The sequence below is a fragment of the Flavobacterium sp. genome (assembly GCF_027483985.1).
Classification (GTDB): domain Bacteria; phylum Bacteroidota; class Bacteroidia; order Flavobacteriales; family Flavobacteriaceae; genus Flavobacterium.
This window is the reverse complement of record NZ_JAIXTJ010000028.1, coordinates 1-22,400: the sequence shown is the minus strand read 5'-3', so window position 1 is coordinate 22,400 and position 22,400 is coordinate 1. Positions and strand designations below refer to the sequence as shown.

Sequence of the window (22,400 nt, the reverse complement as noted above, 5' to 3'; positions counted from 1 at the left end):
AATTCAACTTCAAATTTCATTTTTTCTCAACACTGCTTTAAGAAAATTTAAAAAATTCAAGAATTTGAAGTTGACCTTTGTAGCTGACTTTTGATTTTATTTTTTATAAAATGGCATTTTTACCACTTTTGCTGCTATTTTCTTATCTCTGATTACGATATAAATTTCAGAATCAGCGGTTGAAAATTCGGTTTTTACATAACCCATTCCGATAGCTTTTCCTAAACTTGGCGCTTGTGTGCCTGAGGTTACAATTCCGATGTTGTTTCCATCAGCGTCTACAATTTCATAATCGTGTCTTGGAATTCCTCTATCAATTAGTTCAAATCCGACTAATTTTCTTGAAACGCCAGCTTCTTTTTGAGCTTTTAAGTTTTCAGAATTGGTAAATATTTTGGTAAATTTCGTAATCCAACCCAAACCAGCTTCAAGTGGCGAAGTAGTGTCGTTGATGTCATTTCCGTACAAACAGAATCCCATTTCTAATCGCAAAGTATCTCTAGCAGCTAAACCAATTGGTTTGATTCCGAACGCTGCACCAGCTTCAAATACTTTGTTCCAAACTTGTTTCACTTCTGAATTTTTACAGTAAATTTCAAATCCACCAGAACCAGTATAACCTGTTGCGGAAATAATTACGTGTTCAATTCCGGCAAAATCGGCTACTTCAAAATGATAGTAATTAATGGCTGATAAATCTATAGAAGTTAACGATTGCATAGCTTCTACAGCTTTTGGGCCTTGAATGGCAAGTAAAGAATAATCCTCTGAAAGATTTTTCATTTCGGCACCTACATCATTGTGAGACGAAATCCAATCCCAATCTTTTTCTATATTTGACGCATTTACTACCAATAAATATTGTTCTTCTTTTAATTTGTAAACGATTAAATCATCGACAATACCACCATCGTTATTTGGCAAACAAGAGTATTGTGCTTTTCCGATTTCAAGTGTTGCTGCATCATTAGAAGTAACTTTTTGAATTAAAGCCAAAGCATTTTCGCCCGAAATTAAGAATTCTCCCATATGGGATACATCAAAAACACCAACGCTATTTCTAACGGTTTCGTGTTCGGCATTCACTCCTTCATAAGATACAGGCATATTGTAACCTGCAAACGGAACCATTTTAGCTCCTAAACTCTCGTGTACGTGCGTTAAAGCGGTATTTTTCATTCTGTAGTGTAGTTTGTATGTTTAAGTCGCTAAAGTAGTATTTTTTGCAGAATTTTTGCGTTTTGACTGGAAATTTATTTATCCTTTGTAGCGTTAAATTCAGTAATAGCTTGGTGAACTAGGTCGTCAATTTCTCCCATAAGATGTCGTTCGGAATAAGTTGGTTGCAACGAATATTGAATTTCGTTTGCTAATTCATTAATGTACGTAGTTCCTCTTTCTAAATATTCTTTTACCTCTGTTTCGTTAAGTTGAATCAATCGATTATAGCCCACAAAAGAATAGCTGCAATTCACATCAAGATAATAATTGTTGTTATGTTGAAGGAAAAACCAAAAATAAGGTTCGTGTGCGATTACTTGCATTTTTTTGTGCTGATTATTGCAAGGCTAATTTAAGTACTTTTCAATATAAAAAATCAATTTTATTACTTGTAGATTTTAACTTGTTATGTCAACATAAAAAAACTCTCAATTTCTTGAGAGTTTCTATATTATTTATCGATTGAACCTAAAACACGTTTCATAAAATCATTGAGTGCTTCTTTCTTATCTTTTCCTTCTTTAATCATTTTATTGACTTCTAAAGCGCCGTACATATTTGAAATTAATTCGCCAATGACCTCTAATTCTTCGTCTTTCAAGGTTGGAACTTCGCAAAGGTTTTCAAGAACTTCAATAGTCTCTACTACATAGTCTTGATCATTATCTTCAATAAATTGAGTTAAATGCTTAATTACGGGTAATTTCATTTTTAAAAATTATAAGGTTTATGATAAGAAGTTTATAGTTTAAAATTCTGCATGAAAGGATTATAGTACTTGAAAGTAAAGTAGTAATAATTTTGACCAAATACTTTTAAAACCTTACGTTAAACTACTTCATTCACCAATTCGGTTAAAGCTTCTAATTTTGAAGTTTGAGTTTGGTTTACAAAAACACCATTTTTAAAAGTAGCAAAGGTTGGAAGGTTGTCTACTTTTGCCATTTTTCTTGACTCAGGAAACTTTTCAGCATCCACAATTAAAAAGGGAACATTTTCGTTTTGAGAGGCCAACATTTTAAATTTTGGTTTCATAATTCTGCAATTTCCACACCAGGTAGCAGCATATTGTACTACAACTACATCATTAGATGCAATTACCTCAGCTAAATTATCTTGTTCTATTTCTGAAAACATAGTTTTTTAATTTTAATAATTTAAAAACCAAATTCCAATTTATAATAATCGGAATTTGGAATTCTAAACTTAGGGTTTAAATAATCTTAGTTTGAAGCTAAATAAGCAGCCGTACTATTTCTATCAGCCGTCATTGCTTCTTTTCCTTCTTCCCAATTTGCAGGGCAAACTTCTCCTTTAGTTTGAACGTGAGTGTAAGCATCGATTAATCTTAAATACTCATTTACGTTTCTTCCTAATGGCATATCATTTACACTTTCGTGGAAGATTTTACCATCTTCGTCAATTAAGTAAGTAGCGCGGAATGTTACATTAGAACCTTCAAGAATTTCGTCGTTGATAGCTTCATCATAAACCCATTCAGCATCTAAAATATCTAATGCTGCAGATAAATTACGAGTAGTATCTGCCAATAATGGGTAAGTTACACCTTCAATTCCACCATTATCTTTAGCTGTGTTTAACCAAGCAAAGTGAACTTCATTTGTATCACAAGAAGCACCAAGAACCAATGTATTTCTTTTTTCAAAATCTTCTAAAGCCGCTTGAAAAGCGTGTAATTCAGTAGGGCATACGAAAGTGAAATCTTTAGGATACCAAAATAAGATTACTTTTTTCTTGTTGTTCTTTGCTTCTTCAAGGACGTTGATTCTTAAATTATCTCCCATAAAAGAGATTGCATCTACAGTAATGTTTGGGAATTGTTTTCCAACTAGTGCCATAATTTTATTTTTTATTTTTGTTTTTCTGAGTGCAAAATTACAACTAGAAACACATATAAAATAGGATGTGGATTATATTTTACGATAAATTAATAGATAAAAATTATCGCTTTTTTTCTTACAATAATTTAAGTTTTTCTTTAAGTATATGATAATTTTAGACCTGTTTTTTTTCATATAAAACAAAAACCACCTTAAAAGGTGGTTTTCTAGAAAAACAAAAATAATTATTTAAAATTTATTTTGCATCGTACATATCTAAGTGCATCACTTTTGACCAAGCTTTAACAAAATCGTTTACAAATTTTTCTTTGTTATCATCTTGTGCGTAAACTTCAGCATAAGCTCTTAAAACTGAATTAGAACCAAATACTAAATCTACTCTTGTTGCAGTCCATTTGGTAACTCCTGTTTTGCGGTCCACAATGTTGTAAAGATTTTCACCTACTGAATTCCAGCTGTAATTCATATCCGTTAAATTAACAAAGAAATCATTGGTTAAAACGCCTTCATTATTGGTAAAAACTCCGTGTTTGCTTCCGTTGTAGTTTGTTCCTAAAGCTCTCATTCCACCTACTAAAACAGTCATTTCAGTTGCAGTTAAGCCCAAAAGTTGTGCTTTGTCTAACATTAACTCTTCTGGTTTAACCAAATATTCTTGCTTCATAAAGTTTCTGAAAGCATCATTTGTTGGCTCTAAATCGTGGAAAGATTCTACATCAGTCATTTCTTGGGTTGCATCGCCACGACCTGCTTGGAAAGGAACTTTTACATTAAATCCTGCCTCTTGTGCAGCTTTTTCTACTGCCGCGCTTCCTCCAAGAACAATTAAATCGGCTATACTAACTTTTTTACTTAAACCAGATTGAATTTCAGTAAGTTTATTTAAAACTTTTTGAAGTCTTTGTGGTTCATTGCCAACCCAGTCTTTTTGTGGAGCTAAACGAATTCTTGAACCATTTGCACCACCTCTAAAATCTGAACCTCTATAAGTTCTTGCACTATCCCAAGCAGTATTTATAAGTTCTGTTCTTGTTAATCCGCTGTTTAGTAATTTCACTTTTAATTCTTCTACTTCAGCGTCAGATAATGTGTAATCTACCGTTGGAATTGGATCTTGCCAAATTAAATCTTCAGCTGGTACATCAGCGCCTAAATATCTGTTTTTTGGACCTAAATCTCTGTGCGTTAATTTAAACCAAGCTCTTGCAAAAACATCATTAAAATACTCTTGGTCGTTAGCAAAACGTTCTGATATTTTTCTGTATTCAGGATCCATTTTCATAGCCATATCGGCATCAGTCATTATTGGATTTCTTCTTACAGAAGGATTAAATGCATCAACTGGCATATCTTCTTCTGCAATGTTAATTGGTTCCCATTGCCAAGCACCAGCAGGACTTTTCTTTAATTCCCAATCATACTTAAACAATAATTTGAAGTATTCGTTATCCCATCGCGTTGGATTTGTGGTCCAAGAACCTTCCAAACCACTTGTTATAGCATCGGCACCATTTCCTTTTCCTTGTGGGTTTAACCAACCAAAACCTTGATCTTGTAATTCGCCTGCTTCTGGTTCTCTTCCTAATTTATCAGCATCGCCATTACCGTGCGCTTTTCCAACAGTATGTCCTCCAGCAGTTAAAGCCACAGTTTCTTCATCATTCATCGCCATACGCTTGAAAGTTTCTCTAACATCGTGCGCTGTTCTTAATGGATCAGGTTGTCCGTCAACTCCTTCTGGATTTACGTAAATTAATCCCATCATAACTGCTGCAAGTGGATTTTCTAAAATACGCTCTCCAGAATATCTTGTTCCTTGACTTCCTGATTTGGCTAACCATTCTTTTTCTGCACCCCAATAAATGTCTTTTTCCGGATGCCAAATATCTTCACGTCCACCTCCAAATCCAAAGGTTTTGAAACCCATTGACTCATAAGCCATATTTCCCGCTAAAATCATTAAATCTGCCCAAGAAATTTTGTTACCATATTTCTTCTTCAATGGCCAAAGTAATCTTCTAGCTTTATCTAAATTTCCGTTATCTGGCCAACTGTTTAATGGTGCAAAACGCAGGTTTCCTGTTCCTGAACCACCACGACCATCAGTAATTCTGTAAGTTCCTGCTGAGTGCCAAGCCATACGAATCATTAATCCGCCATAATGTCCCCAATCAGCAGGCCACCAATCTTGACTCTCAGTCATTAGATTTTTTAAGTCATTTTTAAGTGCTTCTAAATCTAATTTTTTAAATTCTTCAGCATAATTGAATGACTCGCCCAACGGATTGGTTTTGGTATCGTGTTGGTGAAGAATATCTAAGTTAAGAGCTTTTGGCCACCAATCGTGAACCGTTGTTGCTGGTTTAACTTGATTTTCTTTTTGGTGGAAAGGGCATTTGCCAATGTCGTTTGAATGTTCCATAAATACTATTAATTATTTAAATTTTTAGAATGTTTATTGTTGATTGTAACTAAAATGAATTTTAATTTTAACAAATTTACATATTAAATTGTTTCGTAGTATAGTTAATTTATGTTTTAAATTTATTTTTTGATAGATTTTAGTTATAGTGTCCTTTTTTTTCTATTTTGTAATTAAATGTGAAATTATGTTATATTTGTTTTTATATAAATTTTCAAAAAACCAGTTAATAAAATATGAATTTTTCCACTTTATTTAGAAAAAAGACGGTTCAAGATATTAATGATCAAGTGGCAAGAAATGAAGCTGATGGGCATAACAGTTTAGGCAAACATTTAACCGCTAGAGATTTAACTGCTTTTGGGATTGCAGCTATTATTGGAGCAGGTATCTTTAGTACTATAGGAAAAGCCAGTTCAGATGGCGGACCTGCAGTAATATTTTTATTCATCTTTACCGCTGTTGCTTGTAGTTTTGCGGCGTTTGCTTATGCCGAATTTGCTTCAATGGTACCTGTTTCAGGTAGTGCCTATACTTATTCTTATGTTGCATTTGGTGAAATTATTGCGTGGATTATAGGTTGGGCATTAATAATGGAATATGCTATTGGAAATATTACAGTGGCGATATCGTGGAGTGATTATTTTACAGGCTTACTTGAAAGCGGAGGAGTACATTTGCCGCAGTGGATTCAAATGGATTATCTTACAGCATCCAAAGGTTTTCAAGAAGCTACTGCTCTAATGAATGGTGGTAAAACATTCGAAAATTTATCAGAAAGCTTGCAGCTTGCACATACAGCTTATACGACATCACCAACTATTGGTTCTTTTCACTTAATTGCAGATTTACCTGCGTTATTGATTATCGTTATCATAACTTATTTAGTGTATCGAGGAATGAAAGAGTCACGAAATGCGAGTAACCTAATGGTTGTGGTCAAACTTTGCATTATTTTATTGGTCATTGCAGTAGGTGTTTTTTATGTAGATACTGATAACTGGAGTCCATTTGCGCCGAATGGAGTAGGAGGAATTCTAAAAGGTGTTTCGGCTGTATTCTTTGCCTATATAGGTTTTGATGCGATTTCGACAACAGCTGAAGAATGTAAAGATCCACAAAGAGATTTACCCAAAGGAATGATGTGGGCGATAATTATTTGTACCATATTGTACGTTATCATAGCATTGGTTTTAACCGGAATGGTGAAATATTCTGATTTGAATGTAGGTGATCCATTGGCCTTTGTTTTTGATAAATTAAATTTAAAATGGATGTCGGGAATTATTGCAGTCAGCGCCGTCGTTGCAATGGCAAGTGTGCTGTTAGTTTTTCAAATGGGACAACCTAGAATTTGGATGAGTATGAGTCGTGATGGATTGTTACCAAAGCGTTTTTCTAAAGTGCATCCAAAATACAAAACGCCTTCTTACGCTACAATTGTTACCGGTTTTGTAGTGGCAATACCAGCATTATTTTTAAATCTTACAATGGTAACTGATTTATGCAGTATCGGAACATTGTTCGCATTTGTTCTAGTATGTGCTGGCGTTTTAGTTTTACAAAACAAACCAGACATTCCGCGAGGAAAATTCAAAACACCTTATTTAAATAGTAAATATATTTTTCCGTTGTTAATCATTACTGGAGCTATCATTGCTTTTACGGTTAACGAAAAGGCTACAATGGATTTTATTACTAACGAAAAGCAAATTAATAATGCAACAACTATAGTTACTTCACTTGATGAAAATCAAGTTAAAGAAGTGATGGGTTATTTGGAGCAAAATAGTTTGGTTAAAGATGCTTCAGCGGATTTAGAAGAAGTATTGAGTTCGTTTTCAGAAGAGGAATCTAAATATGAAAGTATCGTAAATTCTTTACCAATTGCTAGTGAATTAAAATATGAAAGTGGTTTTCAATTATTCAAACACAAAATACCAATGTGGATTTTCTTAATTTCATTATTGTATTTTGCTTCTTGGTCTTGGCGTAAAAACTTATCGTTAATTCCGCTTCTTGGTTTGGTTTGTTGCCTTTATATGATGGCCGAGCTAAGCGTTTGGAATTGGATTTATTTCTCTTGTTGGTTGCTAATTGGTTTAGCAATTTATTTCGGATTTAGTTATAAAAATAGTAAATTGAATAAAGTAGTATAAATATAAAATCCCGATGTATTCGGGATTTTTTTTTAAAAATATTTGGTAAGAGTCAATACTGAATTAAGTATTTACAGTTCTATTTTAATCGTTTGTTGTAAAAATCTTTTCCATATCCTGTAATTTTTTCTTTTTTCAATCGGTAAATTTCATCAAGATCTCTTGTAAAGGTTTCCATCTCAAGAGAAACTGTTTTTATGTAACCAACATACTCGAGAATTTGGTTGTCGGTGAAAGTATATTTTTTATCTAACAATTCGGTTAAACCAATTAAATTGGCAATTGGTCGGCGTAAAACGTGGGAAATATCAAACGCTATTTGTTCCATTGCAATTTCATATTCAACACGGTCATTAATATTTTGGAAGTTGCCGTACCAAATCACACTTCCATCGTGCATTCGCTCTGGATTACCTTTCATTAAATGCCAAACATAACTTTTTCCTTTTTTTACACGATATTTTATAGAAAGTAATGTCAACTTTTCGAATGATTCCATAAGTTTAATTTTAAAATCATCTAAATCATTTGGGTGAATAAGCGAAAAGCCTATTTCAGGATTTTCCATCCATTGTTCCATTGTAACAGAAGGATGTAACTTGAGCATTCCTTTACTAATAAATTCAAAACTTAAAGAACCATCAATTGCCATTTTAAGTTGAAAGATGCCGCCAGGAACATTATCGGTTAGTTTTTTTAATCTTAAGGCATTGGTGTTTATTTCATTTCGTTGATTTAAAAGCAATTTTCGGGTTGTCAAAAATTGCATTGCTTTTTTCGCAAGAATTTGCAACGTTTTTTTTTGGTTTTCTGTAATAGTTCTAGGCTTGTGATCTAACACACACAAAGTTCCTAAAACAAAACCATTTTTAGAAACTAGCGGAACTCCAGCATAAAAATTAATATTGGGAGAATTTTGTACTATTGGATTATCTTTAAAAAGTGGATCAATGGCAGCATTCTCTACTACAAAAATATCATCGGGTTTATCCAAGGTGTGTTTACAAAAGGAGTCTTTAACATCATTGTTTTCAATTTCAATACCTTTTTTTGACTTTATCCATTGTACTTTATCATCCAATAATGTAATTAGCGAAATTGGGAAATCACAAATTAATGATGCCATCTCTGTAATATCGTCTAATTCATCCTCGGTAGAAGAATTTAGAATTTGATAAGAAAGCAATTCTTCTATTCTTTTGTCTTCATAATCCATTAATTCTTTGGTTTAAATTATCAAATTTTGTTTGGTGTCTATAGGATCTATTTTTTTGAAAGTTCTCTCAAGATTTTCGATGTTATTGGTTTTACTAAATAATCTTTTATTATTTTATATTTTTTCGATTTAGTTACATCACTTCTATTTATGGAAGAAGTTGAAATGAACAAATCAACAATGGTATGATCAGGAATTTCAATAAACTTTTCTAAAAATTCCCAACCATTCATTACAGGCATATTAATGTCTAATAAAATAATGCAAGGTAATTCACCTCCTGAATTTAAACATGCATTTATTCCCGTTATCGCCTCAGCTCCATTTTTATAGACGACAACTTTATCACAAAAATTTTCTATTTGAATTAATTTAACAACAGTTAAAACAAAAATAGGATCATCATCAATAACGCAGACAATTTTCATTTTACAATTTATTAAATGTTATTATACTAGTTACAAAGTTGTATTATATTAAGATTTTTTGCAATTGCACTATGCTTATTTATAAATCAAATATAAAAAAATTTTGCAATAAAAATAATATTTTCTTGTTAATTTAATAAATAATCGATGAAATCACTGATAAATGTGTTTTTTTATTTGTACCAATTATAAATAAGGGTTGTTTAGTACTAGAAGGTATAGAATTTTATGCTTTTTACGACCTAGGGTTACATTTTAATATAGCATAATATTTACTTTTTTTTCAAAGATATGTTTGGGTATTTGATATTTAGAAAACCAATTTTGTAGTCAATATGTATAGTGTCATTGTGTTTTAGCAAATTAGTTTTTTTAAGTTTTCTCTGATTTCTCTGTAGATCAATAAGTTTTATATCTTCAAAATTATTTAAAAACTCTTTTTTTTCATCATAAAAAAAATAGTACTTATCATTTCCAGTTCTAGACATACTATAAACAAGCGCTACTTTATTTTTCACAAAAGCTGAATTTAAAAGAAGCATAAGGTTCTTTGCAGGATCTTTTAATGAAAGGGTTAAAAAGGAAGTATAAACAAGAAGGCTAGCAAAATTTATTAAATTGATTTTATTTCTCATTCGCAAGCCAATGAAGAACGTACTTAAAAGAATGAAAAATAATATGATAGAAATACTCCAATTATTTTTATAAAAGAATTGTATGTCATTATAAAAATAGCAGGAATCAATTCTTGGTTTTAAATAAAGTTGATTTGTAAATAGAACAACAAACCAAAATAGGAACCAAGCTAACAAAAACAGGTTAATTTTTTTTAATCTCCATTGCATAAAAAGCCCAGTTCTATTAATTATTTATTGGTTTAATTTGTTGGTTATAGTGCTAATAATTTTAAGTTTATCGACAATTAATAAAAACACAAAAATCGATAGGCTAACCACAAAAATGGTTACCGTTAACAAAGCAAAATATTTAATTGTCCATTCTAAGGCGACTTTTATTCGTTGAAAAAGGCTTATGTTTTTTTCAGTTGCGCCTTCATACATCGATAGTTTTACGGTACAAAATTCGTTTTCAGTATCAAAGTTGCCTAGCTCAACTCCAAGTTCTTGTGCTTTTTCTTCGATTTCTAAAATTTTGTCGTTCAAAGCTACAAAATCAGCAATTTGTCCACCTTTAGATTTTAAATCATTTAAATTTTGAAGTGTTTTTTCGATAGAAGTTTTCTTCGCATTGAGTTGACGGTATTCGTTGGTTTTATCAACTTTTGTAATTTCAGTGGCTTTAATTGTACCAATTTTTTGGAGTGCTACGTATAAACTATCAAACAAAGTAGGATTTACACCTATAAGTAAATGAATTTGTCGGTTTCCTTTTTGACCAAGATTTTGTTCATATTGAATTACAGCATTATAGGATTTAGCTCTAGCTTTTAAAGTTTTTTCATCTTTTTCAAATTCAGATGTTTTTGATTTAATAGATGCCGTTTTTTCAAATTTTTGATTGGAAGCCATTGTAGATGAAGCTTGAACATCACCTTTAATAATCATTTTTTCAGAAGCATAGTTTTTCCTCAGATTATCAATACTATTAAAAAAATTATCGCTATAGTCGCCTTGAGTAGTGGTATCGGTAGCAACAAAACCATAAATAAATCTAAAAATAAATAGAAGTATAAAAAGTAACACAAACCATTTACTTGTTTTCCAAAAGCGTGTTTTAAAAGTTGAAGTCATACCTGCTGATTTTGCCTAAAATTAATTTATTTTTTTAAAAAAGCTTTCAATTCGTTGTAATTTTTAATCTTAATACTTGTTTTTTCTTTATTTAATACGCTTTCAATCTGTTTTGGAATTTCTAATTTTAAATTCAAAACGGGTTCAACAACATCTAAAAATTTGATTGGATGTGCTGTTTCTAAGAAAAAACCAATAGCTGTATTTTTGTCTTTTTTTAACTCTTCCTTTAATCCCAAATATCCAATTGCACCGTGTGGTTCTGCTACATATCCTGAATTGATATAAATATTTTTCATGGCAATTTTCGTTTCCTCATCGGTATAAGTATAGGAAGAAAAGTCCTTTTCAAAGACTGCCAAATCATTGTTATACATTTCTTGAATACGAACAAAATTACTTGGATTTCCAACATCCATAGCATTTGATATCGTTGCAATGGACGGTTTTGCTTCATAAACGCCGTTTTCTAAAAATCTTGGAACCGTATCGTTGGCATTGGTTGCAGCTACGAAATGATGTATTGGTAAACCTAATTTTTTAGCAATAATTCCAGCACAGATATTTCCGAAATTACCACTTGGACACGAGGCGATTAAGGGTTTTTCATATTTTTTTAACGCTTTGTAAGCAAAGAAAAAATAAAACATTTGAGGCAACCAACGAGCAATATTTATCGAATTGGCAGAGGTTAAATTCTTATGATTCAAATCGGCATCCAAAAAAGCTTTTTTCACCATATCTTGGCAATCATCAAATACACCATCAACTTCAAGTGCTGTGATGTTTTGCCCCAAAGTGGTCAGTTGGCGTTCTTGAATATCACTTACTTTTCCTGACGGATATAAAATTACTACTTCAACACCTTTTACACCAAGAAAACCACTGGCCACAGCACCTCCAGTATCGCCCGAAGTTGCTACTAAAACGGTATTTTTTTGCTCAACATGACGATTAAAATAGGCCAAACATCTAGACATAAATCGGGCACCAACATCTTTAAAAGCCATAGTTGGTCCGTGAAATAATTCTAAGGAATAGACATTTTGTTCTATTTGTATCAAAGGAAAATCAAAAGATAAAGTTTCTGATAGTATTTGCCTAAGTTCTTTCTCAGGAATTTCTTCTCCTATAAATTGTTGTATGGCGTGGAATGCAATTTCTTCATTAGATAGATGTTCAATTTTATCAAAAAAAGAGGTTGGTAATGCGGTGATTTTTTCCGGAAAATACAATCCTTTGTCAGGCGCTAGTCCTTGAATAACGGCTTCCTGAAAAGTAACTTGTTGTTGCTTATTGTTTAAACTGTAATATTTCATTTTATGATGGTTTTCTCAAGAATTGCACAAATTCACACAAATTAATAAGGATTAATAATTTCAAATATGTTTTTTTTGAAATCGTTGATTTGTTTGAATTTGTGAAATTAGTGTCTATGTTTTTATTATTTCAACGCCGCCCGGATTTATTTTTGAAAGATGCATATCAAATACAATTCCTGTATTTTGATAACTTTCGCTCATTGCAAAAGCCACTTTTTCTGCGTTTTCTTGACCTTTGCAAAGTGCAAAAATAGATGGACCAGCACCAGAAATTCCAGCACCTAACGCGCCATTTTGGAGCGCAGTATTTTTGACTAAATCAAAGTTGGGAATTAATTGTTTGCGCATAGGTTCGATTAGTACATCTTGTAACGAACGACTAATTAATGCGTAATCACTAGTATATAAACCCGCAATTAATCCGCCAAGGTTGCCAATTTGTGTTATAGCATTTTTTAAAGTAACAACAGGCGATAAAACCGCACGAGCATCGGAAGTTTTTACAACAATATGTGGATGTAAAACAACTGCATAAAGCGCTATCGGACTTTCGATTCGAATCACATCCAACGGATTATAACCGCGAACTAATGTAAATCCGCCGAGTAGGCAAGGAGCAACATTGTCGGCGTGCTCGCAACCACTAGCAATGGCTTCGCCTTTCATTGCAAAGTCAACTAATTCGTTTTTTGTAAATGGTTTTCCTAATAATTCGTTGATTCCGAAAACTGCTCCAGCAGCACTTGCAGATGAGCTGCCAATGCCGCTACCTGCTTTAATTTTTTTATGGATTTCTATTTCAAATCCGTGTTCAAGAGCGATTCGATTATTAGCTTCTTTGCATATCGCTAAAGCGGCTACACCAGCAACATTTTTGTCGGTTTCCAGTGGTAGGTCGGCACCAGTAATTTTGGTAATTTTAATTCCTTTATCTACTGTTTTTCTAATAATCATTTCATCACCAATACCTTCAAGACAAGTTCCTAGTACATCAAAGCCGCAATTAAGATTGGCAATTGTGGCCGGACAGAATAGTTTTATTTCGTTCATAAGTCAGTTTTCAGTTTTCAGTTTTCAGTTGACAGTTTATAGCGCTTTTATAAACAGACAGCTCTTAACTGATAGCAAATTATACATTTCCAATTCGAATAACATCAGCAAAAATACCAGAAGCTGTAACAGCTGCACCAGCACCAGCGCCTTTTATAATTAAAGGTTGATCGACATATCTATCAGTGTAAAATTCAACGATATTGTCTTTTCCTTCTAAATTGTAAAAAGGGCTTTCTTTTGGAATGAATTGCAAACCAACACTTGCTTTTCCGTTATCGAATGAGGCAACGAATTTTATTCTACAATCTTTTGAATTTGCTTCAGCTAATAACTGTTCAAAATGCGCTGAATGTTTAATTAACGATGTAAAAAATTCCTCATTAGTTTTGGTTTCCATACATTCTTTAGGCAAGAAGCAATTATTTTCAATGGCATCCATTTCCATTTCATAGCCACTTTCTCTTATAAGAATTAAAATTTTTCTAGCTACATCAACACCGCTTAAATCAATTTTTGGATCTGGTTCAGTAAATCCTTGCACGCCTGCTTCTTTTACAACATCGTGAAAGTTGTATGTCGCACTAAAATTATTAAAAATGAAGTTCAAACTTCCAGATAATACCGCATTAATTTTATGGACTTTATCGCCAGAAGCAATTAAATTTTTAAGGGTATCAATAATAGGTAAACCTGCACCAACATTGGTTTCAAATAAAAAGGGTGCATTGTATTTTCTTGATAGTGATTTCAAGTTTTTGTAATTGTAATATTCAGAGGAACAAGCAATTTTATTGCAAGTAACAACAGCAATATTCTGCTTTAAAAATTGGTCATAAATCGAAGCAATGTCACTATTAGCTGTGATATCAACAAAAATCGAATTGCGCAAATTTATTTCTTTGGCTTTTGATATAAATTCAGTAACAGAGGCATTCGATCCATTTTGAAGTAACGATTTCCACTCTTTTAGTTGAATTCCGTCTTCATCAAAAAGCATTTTTCTTGAATTTGACAACGCTATTACACGTACATTTATTTTCAAATTCTCCTTCAAGAATTTCTTTTGCTGGTTGATTTGGTCAATGAATTTTTCACCAACATTTCCAACTCCCATTACAAATAAATTCAGTTGTTTGGTATTGTCTTCAAAAAACCGTTCGTGTAGCGTATTCAATGCTTTTTTAACATCTTTTTCGTTAATAACAACCGAAATATTTCTTTCGGAAGCGCCTTGTGCAATCGCGCGAATGTTGACATTATTTTTTCCTAAAGTGCTGAACATTTTGCCACTCAATCCTTGGTGGTTTTTCATATTTTCACCAACCAATGCTACAATACATAAGTCTTTTTCGACTAGACAAGGGTCAATTTTATTTTTACTTATTTCTAATTCAAATTCTTTTTCAATAGCATTTTTGGCCAAATCCGCATCTTGATTTTGAATTCCGATGCAAATAGAATGTTCTGATGAGGCTTGTGTTATAAAAATCACGTTGATATTGTGGAGTGAAAGCACTGAAAACAAACGTTTAGATGAGCCACTAACACCAATCATTCCTGAACCTTCGAGGGTTAAAAGTGCTATTTTATCTATATGAGATATACCCTTGATAGGATTATTTGAATTTGTCTTTTCATCAGAAATTAAAGTTCCAACGGCATCAGGTTCAAAAGTGTTTTTGATCCAAATAGGAATCTGTGAATTCAAAACCGGTTGAATGGTTGGCGGATACAAAACCTTTGCACCAAAATGTGACAACTCCATTGCTTCTTGGTAGGAAATCGACTCAATGGGTTGGGCTTGCTTAACGAGTTTAGGATTAGCAGTGAACATTCCGTTTACATCCGTCCATATTTCTAAAGAGGTTGATTTGGTTGCATTAGCTACAATTGCCGCAGTATAATCGGAACCGCCACGACCTAATGTTGTAGTGTTTTGAAAGTCATCTGACGCAATAAATCCGGGTAAAATAACGACTTGTGATTTATTGGATGAAAAGTAGTCCGCAATTATTTTATTCGATAATTTAAAATCAACAGAAGCTTTTCCGAAGTGAGAATCTGTTTTTATTAATTCGCGACTGTCTTTAAAAGTACTATTTGGTAGACTTTGCTGCAATGCACTAGCTATAATTTGTGATGATAAAAGTTCACCAAAACTCGCAATTGCATCAGCCGTTCTTGGTGACAATTCACCCAATAAAAAACAGCCATCTAGCAAAGTTTGCAATTGATTGATTTGACTATTGATTTTGATTAACAATTGATTTTGATTGGCGTTATCTACCAAATCTGCAATGGCATCAAAATGTTTCTGTTTGATTTCATCAATGGTATTTTGATAAGATTCCTCTTTTGCTGCTGCTTTTTTTGAAGCGTTAATTAGCATATCGGTAACACCACTAAGAGCGGAAACTACAACAGCTAGTCGATTTTCTTTAGCTTTTTTATTAATGATTTCGATAACGAGTTTTATATTTTGGGCATTGGCAACCGAAGTACCGCCGAATTTTAGTGTTAACATAGTTTAATTGTAAATTATGAGATAGGAATAATATTTCATCAAATATAGATAAGTAGCTCTCAATTGAAAGCCCATAGAAATTGGATGATATGTGAAAATTATACCCCGAATGGGGTTGTAGTTGTTGTAGATGTTGTAGCAACAAAAGATGCAACCGAAGATGTGGTTGTCAAAACAGAAGCGTTTATTATTTTGTTGTTTATCATACATTTCAAAAGTACTATTTTAAATGAATTAAAAAAATGGAGTTTGTATTTTTGTGAATATCACAATTTTAGACAGAGATTGTTTTTAAATGATTTTATTTAAAGTTCATAAAAGTCCAATTTTTATTGAATTCACAATAAAATAGAAGTTAAAATAGTTGGATTTTAACAATTGATTGCTGAATTTTGAGCACAAATTTCACTTATCCAATGGAGAACACACATTACATTAGTTCCGAAGTACTGCATTTAGAGACTTTACAAGATATAATTTCCCAACATAAAACAATTGCTTTATCTGAAGAAGCCAAAATCAATATTCAAAAATGTCGCGAATATTTAGATAAAAAAATGGCCTCTCACGATGCACCAATTTATGGTATTAATACAGGTTTTGGTTCGTTGTGTAACGTAAAAATTTCTAATGAAAATCTTTCGCAACTTCAAGAAAATCTTGTAAAATCGCACGCTTGTGGAACAGGTGATGAAGTGCCACAGGAAATTGTGAAAATAATGTTGTTACTAAAAATACAATCCTTGAGTTATGGACATTCAGGTGTTCAACTAGCGACTGTAGAGCGATTGATAGCATTCTACAATAATGATATTTTTCCTGTAATTTACACACAAGGTTCGCTTGGCGCAAGTGGTGATTTAGCTCCATTAGCGCATTTATCACTTCCTTTATTAGGTGAAGGAGAAGTATACTTTGACGGATTCCGTCAGCCAGCCAAAAAAGTTTTAGAAAAAATGGGTTGGCAACCTATCGTTTTACAATCTAAAGAAGGTTTAGCATTGCTCAATGGTACACAATTCATGAGTTCTTATGGATGTTATATTTTGTTAAAAGCAATGAAATTCTCTTATTTTTCAGATGTAATTGCTGCAATTTCGCTTGAAGGATTTGATGGTCGAATCGAACCATTTGATGAGTTAATTCATTTTGTTCGTCCGCATAAAGGTCAAATAAATACGGCTAAGCGAATGAAAGAATTGCTCGACGGAAGTCAGATTATTGCGCAAGAGAAAGTGCATGTGCAAGATCCCTATTCTTTTAGATGTATTCCACAAGTGCACGGAGCAAGTAAAGACGCAATTGATTACGCTAAAAAAGTTTTTAAAACCGAAATTAATTCTGTTACCGATAATCCTAATATATTTATTGAAAGTGATGTGATAATTTCAGGAGGAAATTTTCACGGACAACCTTTGGCATTAGCTTTAGATTTTTTAGCAATTGCATTAGCTGAATTGGGAAGTATTTCTGAAAGAAGAACCTATCAGTTAATTTCTGGATTGCGCGGTTTGCCACCTTTTTTAGTCAATAATCCAGGTTTGAATTCTGGGTTTATGATTCCGCAATATACGGCTGCGAGTATTGCTAGTCAAAACAAACAATTGGCAACACCTGCAAGTGTTGACAGCATCGTTTCAAGTAACGGTCAAGAAGATCACGTTTCAATGGGTGCCAACGCGGCAACTAAATGTTTAAAAGTGATGGAAAACCTAGAGCGTATTTTAGGAATAGAATTAATGAATGCTTCTCAAGCTATTGAATTTAGAAGACCATTACAATCTAGTAATTTTCTCGAAATGTTCTTGAAATCTTATCGTGAGGAAGTTTCATTTGTAAAAGAAGATAGAATTTTACACTACGATATTGAAAATTCAGTAGCGTTTTTAAATAGTTTTATGGTTGATTTGGAGGAATAATATTTATAATTTCAAACTCAAAATCCCCAAGATTGCAGGAACAGCTTGAACAAATAAAATTCGTTTCGAAACACTCATTGCTCCATAAATTCCCGCAATTGCTACGCATATCAAAAAAAATAGGGCTACATTTTTGCTCCAATTAACATCAGCGATTAACAATGACCAAGTTAATCCAGCAGCAAGAAATCCGTTATATAATCCTTGATTAGCAGCCATTGTTTTGGTTTTTTCAAATTGGTCTTCGGGAATAGTTTTGAATACTTTTTTGGCACGAGTGGTCCAAGCAAACATTTCAAGCCAAAGTATATAAAAGTGAAGTAAAGCTATAAAACCGATGATGATTTGTGACAACACATTCATAAGAATAGTAATTAATCAGTTGCTAATTAAAATTCATACTTTTTTCTTAATATTACTTTCGATCGCTTTAATCATTTCTCCAGCAATATCTTTGTTAGTCGCACCTTCAATTCCTTCTAAACCTGGTGAAGAATTTACTTCTAACAATAACGGACCTTTAGAAGATCGTATAATATCAACTCCAGCAACTCGCAAATCCATTGCTTTGGCTGCTTTGATTGCGATTCTTTTTTCCTCAGCAGTAGGTTTTATTACAGATGCTGTTCCGCCCATATGAATATTAGCTCTAAATTCTCCTGGCGCAGCTTCTCGTTGAATAGCAGCTACCACTTTTCCGTCAACTACAAAAAGGCGTAAATCTTTTCCGTTGGCTTCTTTAATAAATTCTTGAACCAATATGTTAGCATTCAAACTTTTAAAGGCGTTAATCACCGATTCTGCGGCTTTTTTTGTTTCTGCTAAAACAACTCCTTTTCCTTGCGTTCCTTCCAATAATTTTACAATTAAAGGAGAACCACCGACCATTTTTATTAAATCATCAGTATCTAATGGTGAGTTAGCAAATCCGGTTGTTGGAATATCAACACCATTTCGCAATAATAATTGTAAGGAAAATAATTTATCACGTGATTGCGTTATAGCAGCAGCCGAATTCAAACAATATACTTTCATCGCCTCAAATTGACGCGTTAAGGCACAACCATAAAAGGTAATACTCGGACGAATTCGTGGGATAACCGCATCGAAATTGTCTAAAACTTTTCCACCACGATAATGAATTTCAGGTGTATCAGCGTCTAATTTCATATAACATTCTTTAATGTTAAGAAAGTGCATTTGATGTCCACGCATTTCGCCGGCTTCCATAATGCGTTTGTTGCTGTACAATTCGGGATTACTCGCTAGCAAACCAATTCGTAATCCAGTTTTATTTGGAATGGAATCTACATATAATTCTTTTAAACTTTCAGTAGTAGTTTGACCAAGTAAGTATTTTTGCTCTGGATCAACCAAAATTCGTCCGCTCATAGCTTCACGACCCAAAAGCATTCTAAAACCCATTGAATCTCGATTGGTTAAGGTCATTTCTATCTTCCAAGAATCATTTCCTAATTGGATTTCGGTTTGAATTACATAACGTTGTTCGCGAAAGCCACTAGAACTTTTTACTACACGTTTGTCAACCATCAATGCTTCACAATGAATTACAGTTTTTAGATTATTCTGAATAGGGTTGATGTCAAATTTTACCCAATTCTCACCGTCTTTAATAAATGGAGCGATATTGATAGCGTGTAGCGCAGAAGTTTTTGCACCCGAATCAACACGCGCTTTGATTGCTGGAATTCCTAATAAAGGAAACGAACACCATTCTTCTGAGCCTAAAATAATTTTGTTTTGATTCATATTTGCAATAAAAAAAGTAAACCATTAAGAGATTAAGTTTCATTAAGCAATAGTAACTTAATTTCCTTAATTTTCTTAATGGTTTAAAATAAATATTTATTAAATTTATTAACTAGTTGGCTCTTCTTTCTTTTGAACTTTTACCGTCAACTCATCGGAACCGTCTTCAATGTCCATAAAAATTTCATCTCCTGAATTTATTTTAGAAGTAATGATTTCTTCTGCTAATGTGTCTTCAACATATTTTTGAATAGCTCTTTTTAGCGGACGTGCACCAAATTGTCTGTCAAATCCTTTTTCAGCTATAAAGGCTTTAGCTTTATCAGATAAAGAAAGTGTATAGCCTAAGTCTTTGATTCTTAAATATAATTTTGCCAATTCGATTTCAATGATTTTATCAATATCGTGTTTCTCTAATGAGTTGAAAACGATTACATCATCAATTCTATTAAGGAATTCAGGAGCAAACGTTTTTTTCAACGCATTTTCGATGATTCCTTTTGAATGATCGTCAGCTTGAGCCACTTTAGCAGCTGTTCCAAATCCAACACCTTGACCAAAATCTTTCAATTGGCGTGCACCAACATTAGAAGTCATGATGATAATGGTATTTTTAAAATCAATTTTTCTTCCCAAACTATCGGTTAAATAGCCATCATCAAGAACTTGCAACATCGTATTAAATACATCTGGATGTGCTTTTTCAATTTCATCTAAAAGAACCACACAATAAGGTTTTCTTCTAACTTTTTCAGTTAATTGTCCGCCTTCTTCGTAGCCAACATATCCTGGAGGTGCACCAATTAATCTAGAAATAGCAAATTTTTCCATGTACTCACTCATATCAATACGAATTAACGCATCTTCTGAATCGAATAATTCTTTTGCTAAAACTTTTGCTAATTGCGTCTTTCCAACACCAGTCGAACCCAAGAAAATAAACGAACCAATTGGTCGATTTGGATCTTTCAATCCAGCACGATTTCTTTGAATAGAGCGAGCGATTTTTAATACTGCTTCGTTTTGTCCAATAACCTTACCTTGAAGTAATTCAGGTAAATTAGCTAACTTATTACTTTCAGTTTGAGCGATTCTGTTTACAGGAATGCCGGTCATCATTGAAACGACATCAGCGACATTATCTTCTGTAACTTGAATGCGATTGTTTTTAGAATCTTCTTCCCATTGTTCTTGAGCAATAGCAAGGTCTTTTTCTAATTTTTTCTCATCATCACGAAGTTTTGCTGCTTCTTCATATTTCTGTCTTTTTACCACCGAATTCTTAAGCTCGCGAACTTCTTCTAATTGGCGTTCTAAATCTAAAATTTGTTTCGGAACATCAATATTGGTTATGTGAACTCTTGAACCAGCTTCATCAAGTGCGTCAATAGCTTTGTCTGGCAAGAAACGTTCAGACATATATCTATCGGTTAACTTTACACAAGCTTCAATAGCTTCTTGCGTATAGGTTACACTATGGTGATCTTCGTATTTGTTTTTGATATTATTCAAAATTGTTATCGTTTCTTCAACCGAAGTTGGTTCCACAATTACTTTCTGGAAACGACGCTCTAAAGCACCATCTTTTTCGATATATTGTCTGTATTCATCAAGAGTTGTTGCACCAATACATTGTATTTCACCTCTTGCCAAAGCAGGTTTGAACATATTAGAAGCATCAAGCGAGCCAGTTGCTCCTCCAGCACCAACGATGGTATGGATTTCATCAATAAACAGAATGATGTCGTCGTTTTTCTCTAACTCATTCATAACGGCTTTCATTCGTTCTTCAAATTGCCCGCGGTATTTTGTGCCGGCAACCAAACTCGCTAAATCTAAAGTTACAACGCGTTTGTTAAATAGAATTCTTGAAACTTTCTTTTGAATAATTCTCAAGGCCAAACCTTCAGCAATAGCCGATTTACCAACTCCTGGTTCACCTATTAATAAAGGATTGTTTTTCTTTCTACGGCTTAAAATTTGAGAAACTCTTTCTATTTCTTTTTCACGTCCAACAACAGGATCAAGTTTTCCTTCTTCAGCCATTTCAGTTAAATCGCGTCCAAAATTGTCTAAAACCGGAGTTTTAGATTTTTTATTTGATTTATTGGCTGGCGTATTAAAATTGTCACTTTTCATACTGTCATCTTGACCTGAATCTTCATTGAACGATTCGTTTCTTGGCAAGTTTTCTAAAAAATCTTCGTCTTTTGGTGTCATATCTAAATATTGTTCTTTAGCTATTTCATAATCGATTTTCATCTTATTCAATAGCTTTGTTGTGGGATCGTTTTCGTTTCTTAAAATACACAACAATAAGTGCGCCGTACTAATTGAGGTACTTTGAAAAACTTTGGCTTCAAGAAAAGTTGTTTTTAAGGCGCGCTCCGCTTGTCTTGTTAAATGTAGGTTTTTCTTTTCAATGCTTGTTTCGACATTTGGATTCGCCGGACTTAATACTTCAACTTTGCGTCGCAAGTGATCTAAATCTACTGATAGACTGTTTAAAATATTGATAGCTTTTCCGTTTCCATCTCTCAAAATACCAAGCATAAGATGTTCAGTGCCAATAAAATCGTGGCCCAAACGCAATGCTTCTTCCTTGCTGTAGGTAATAACATCTTTTACTCGTGGTGAAAAATTATCATCCATATGGTATAAAAAATTAATAGGTAAATTTAGTGAATTACTTCAATTAATACAAATATCATTCCTTGTAAAACACTTGTCAGTAAATTGACAAAAAAATATTT

The 22,400-nt window shown here is 33.0% G+C and carries 19 protein-coding genes; 3 read left to right on the top strand and 16 right to left on the bottom strand.

The annotated features are described in order from the left end of the window. Positions 1-96 precede the first annotated feature (96 nt). The 6 genes from gcvT to katG all read right to left on the bottom strand — a co-directional run bounded on the left by gcvT (position 97) and on the right by katG (position 5,505). Positions 97-1,179 carry a glycine cleavage system aminomethyltransferase GcvT gene (gene gcvT, locus Q0050_RS08030; protein WP_298394037.1) on the bottom strand — a complete coding sequence of 361 codons (1,083 nt, stop codon included), beginning with the start codon at positions 1,177-1,179 and terminating at the stop codon, positions 97-99. Positions 1,180-1,253: 74 nt separating this feature from the next. Further along, positions 1,254-1,544: a hypothetical protein gene (locus Q0050_RS08025; RefSeq protein ID WP_298394035.1), complete on the bottom strand. Its 291-nt coding sequence runs from the start codon at positions 1,542-1,544 to the stop codon at positions 1,254-1,256. 128 nt (positions 1,545-1,672) lie between these two features. Continuing rightward, positions 1,673-1,930, bottom strand: a complete 258-nt coding sequence (locus tag Q0050_RS08020; RefSeq protein ID WP_298394034.1) for a hypothetical protein — start codon at positions 1,928-1,930, stop codon at positions 1,673-1,675. Positions 1,931-2,049: 119 nt separating this feature from the next. Beyond that, positions 2,050-2,358, bottom strand: coding sequence for a co-chaperone YbbN (locus Q0050_RS08015; protein ID WP_298394032.1), 309 nt, complete (start codon positions 2,356-2,358; stop codon positions 2,050-2,052). A gap of 86 nt (positions 2,359-2,444) precedes the next feature. Next, on the bottom strand, positions 2,445-3,080 hold the full coding sequence (locus tag Q0050_RS08010; RefSeq protein WP_298394029.1) for a peroxiredoxin: 636 nt from the start codon (positions 3,078-3,080) through the stop codon (positions 2,445-2,447). A gap of 238 nt (positions 3,081-3,318) precedes the next feature. Next, positions 3,319-5,505 carry a catalase/peroxidase HPI gene (katG, locus tag Q0050_RS08005; protein WP_298394028.1) on the bottom strand — a complete coding sequence of 729 codons (2,187 nt, stop codon included), beginning with the start codon at positions 5,503-5,505 and terminating at the stop codon, positions 3,319-3,321. 236 nt (positions 5,506-5,741) lie between these two features. Here katG and Q0050_RS08000 point away from each other — a divergent pair, with 236 nt between their 5' ends. Then, a complete protein-coding gene (locus Q0050_RS08000) occupies positions 5,742-7,664 on the top strand; it encodes an amino acid permease (protein ID WP_298394026.1) in 1,923 nt (640 codons plus the stop codon). A 79-nt stretch (positions 7,665-7,743) separates the two neighbouring features. On the opposite strand, the gene Q0050_RS07995 is transcribed toward Q0050_RS08000, so the two are convergent. The 7 genes from Q0050_RS07995 to thrA form a co-directional block, all read right to left on the bottom strand. Beyond that, a complete protein-coding gene (locus tag Q0050_RS07995; RefSeq protein WP_298394025.1) occupies positions 7,744-8,880 on the bottom strand; it encodes a GAF domain-containing protein in 1,137 nt (378 codons plus the stop codon). A gap of 47 nt (positions 8,881-8,927) precedes the next feature. Further along, complete coding sequence (locus tag Q0050_RS07990; RefSeq protein WP_298394023.1) at positions 8,928-9,308, bottom strand: response regulator; 381 nt, start codon at positions 9,306-9,308, stop codon at positions 8,928-8,930. A gap of 272 nt (positions 9,309-9,580) precedes the next feature. Then, positions 9,581-9,943, bottom strand: a complete 363-nt coding sequence (locus Q0050_RS07985) for a hypothetical protein (RefSeq protein ID WP_298394021.1) — start codon at positions 9,941-9,943, stop codon at positions 9,581-9,583. Positions 9,944-10,177: 234 nt separating this feature from the next. After that, the gene (locus Q0050_RS07980) at positions 10,178-11,059 is read right to left on the bottom strand and encodes a DUF4349 domain-containing protein (RefSeq protein ID WP_298394019.1); all 882 of its coding nucleotides are present in this window, start codon (positions 11,057-11,059) and stop codon (positions 10,178-10,180) included. Positions 11,060-11,085: 26 nt separating this feature from the next. Next, positions 11,086-12,378 (bottom strand): threonine synthase, encoded by a 1,293-nt coding sequence (thrC, locus tag Q0050_RS07975; protein ID WP_298394017.1) that lies wholly within the window; start codon positions 12,376-12,378, stop codon positions 11,086-11,088. Positions 12,379-12,492: 114 nt separating this feature from the next. After that, positions 12,493-13,431 (bottom strand): homoserine kinase, encoded by a 939-nt coding sequence (locus tag Q0050_RS07970; protein WP_298394015.1) that lies wholly within the window; start codon positions 13,429-13,431, stop codon positions 12,493-12,495. A 79-nt stretch (positions 13,432-13,510) separates the two neighbouring features. Continuing rightward, complete coding sequence (gene thrA, locus Q0050_RS07965; RefSeq protein ID WP_298394014.1) at positions 13,511-15,958, bottom strand: bifunctional aspartate kinase/homoserine dehydrogenase I; 2,448 nt, start codon at positions 15,956-15,958, stop codon at positions 13,511-13,513. Positions 15,959-16,042: 84 nt separating this feature from the next. Between thrA and Q0050_RS07960 the strand changes: the two genes are divergently transcribed. Both Q0050_RS07960 and hutH read left to right on the top strand, forming a co-directional pair. Next, the gene (locus Q0050_RS07960) at positions 16,043-16,267 is read left to right on the top strand and encodes a hypothetical protein (RefSeq protein ID WP_298394012.1); all 225 of its coding nucleotides are present in this window, start codon (positions 16,043-16,045) and stop codon (positions 16,265-16,267) included. A 107-nt stretch (positions 16,268-16,374) separates the two neighbouring features. Then, positions 16,375-17,877, top strand: a complete 1,503-nt coding sequence (gene hutH, locus Q0050_RS07955) for a histidine ammonia-lyase (protein WP_298394120.1) — start codon at positions 16,375-16,377, stop codon at positions 17,875-17,877. 3 nt (positions 17,878-17,880) lie between these two features. Here the strand turns inward: hutH and Q0050_RS07950 are convergent, their stop codons facing one another. The 3 genes from Q0050_RS07950 to Q0050_RS07940 all read right to left on the bottom strand — a co-directional run bounded on the left by Q0050_RS07950 (position 17,881) and on the right by Q0050_RS07940 (position 22,299). Beyond that, positions 17,881-18,240, bottom strand: a complete 360-nt coding sequence (locus tag Q0050_RS07950; RefSeq protein ID WP_298394010.1) for a DUF1304 domain-containing protein — start codon at positions 18,238-18,240, stop codon at positions 17,881-17,883. A 33-nt stretch (positions 18,241-18,273) separates the two neighbouring features. Next, complete coding sequence (gene rimK, locus Q0050_RS07945) at positions 18,274-19,647, bottom strand: 30S ribosomal protein S6--L-glutamate ligase (RefSeq protein WP_298394008.1); 1,374 nt, start codon at positions 19,645-19,647, stop codon at positions 18,274-18,276. Positions 19,648-19,755: 108 nt separating this feature from the next. Continuing rightward, on the bottom strand, positions 19,756-22,299 hold the full coding sequence (locus Q0050_RS07940) for an ATP-dependent Clp protease ATP-binding subunit (RefSeq protein ID WP_298394006.1): 2,544 nt from the start codon (positions 22,297-22,299) through the stop codon (positions 19,756-19,758). Between the last annotated feature and the right edge of the window lie 101 nt (positions 22,300-22,400).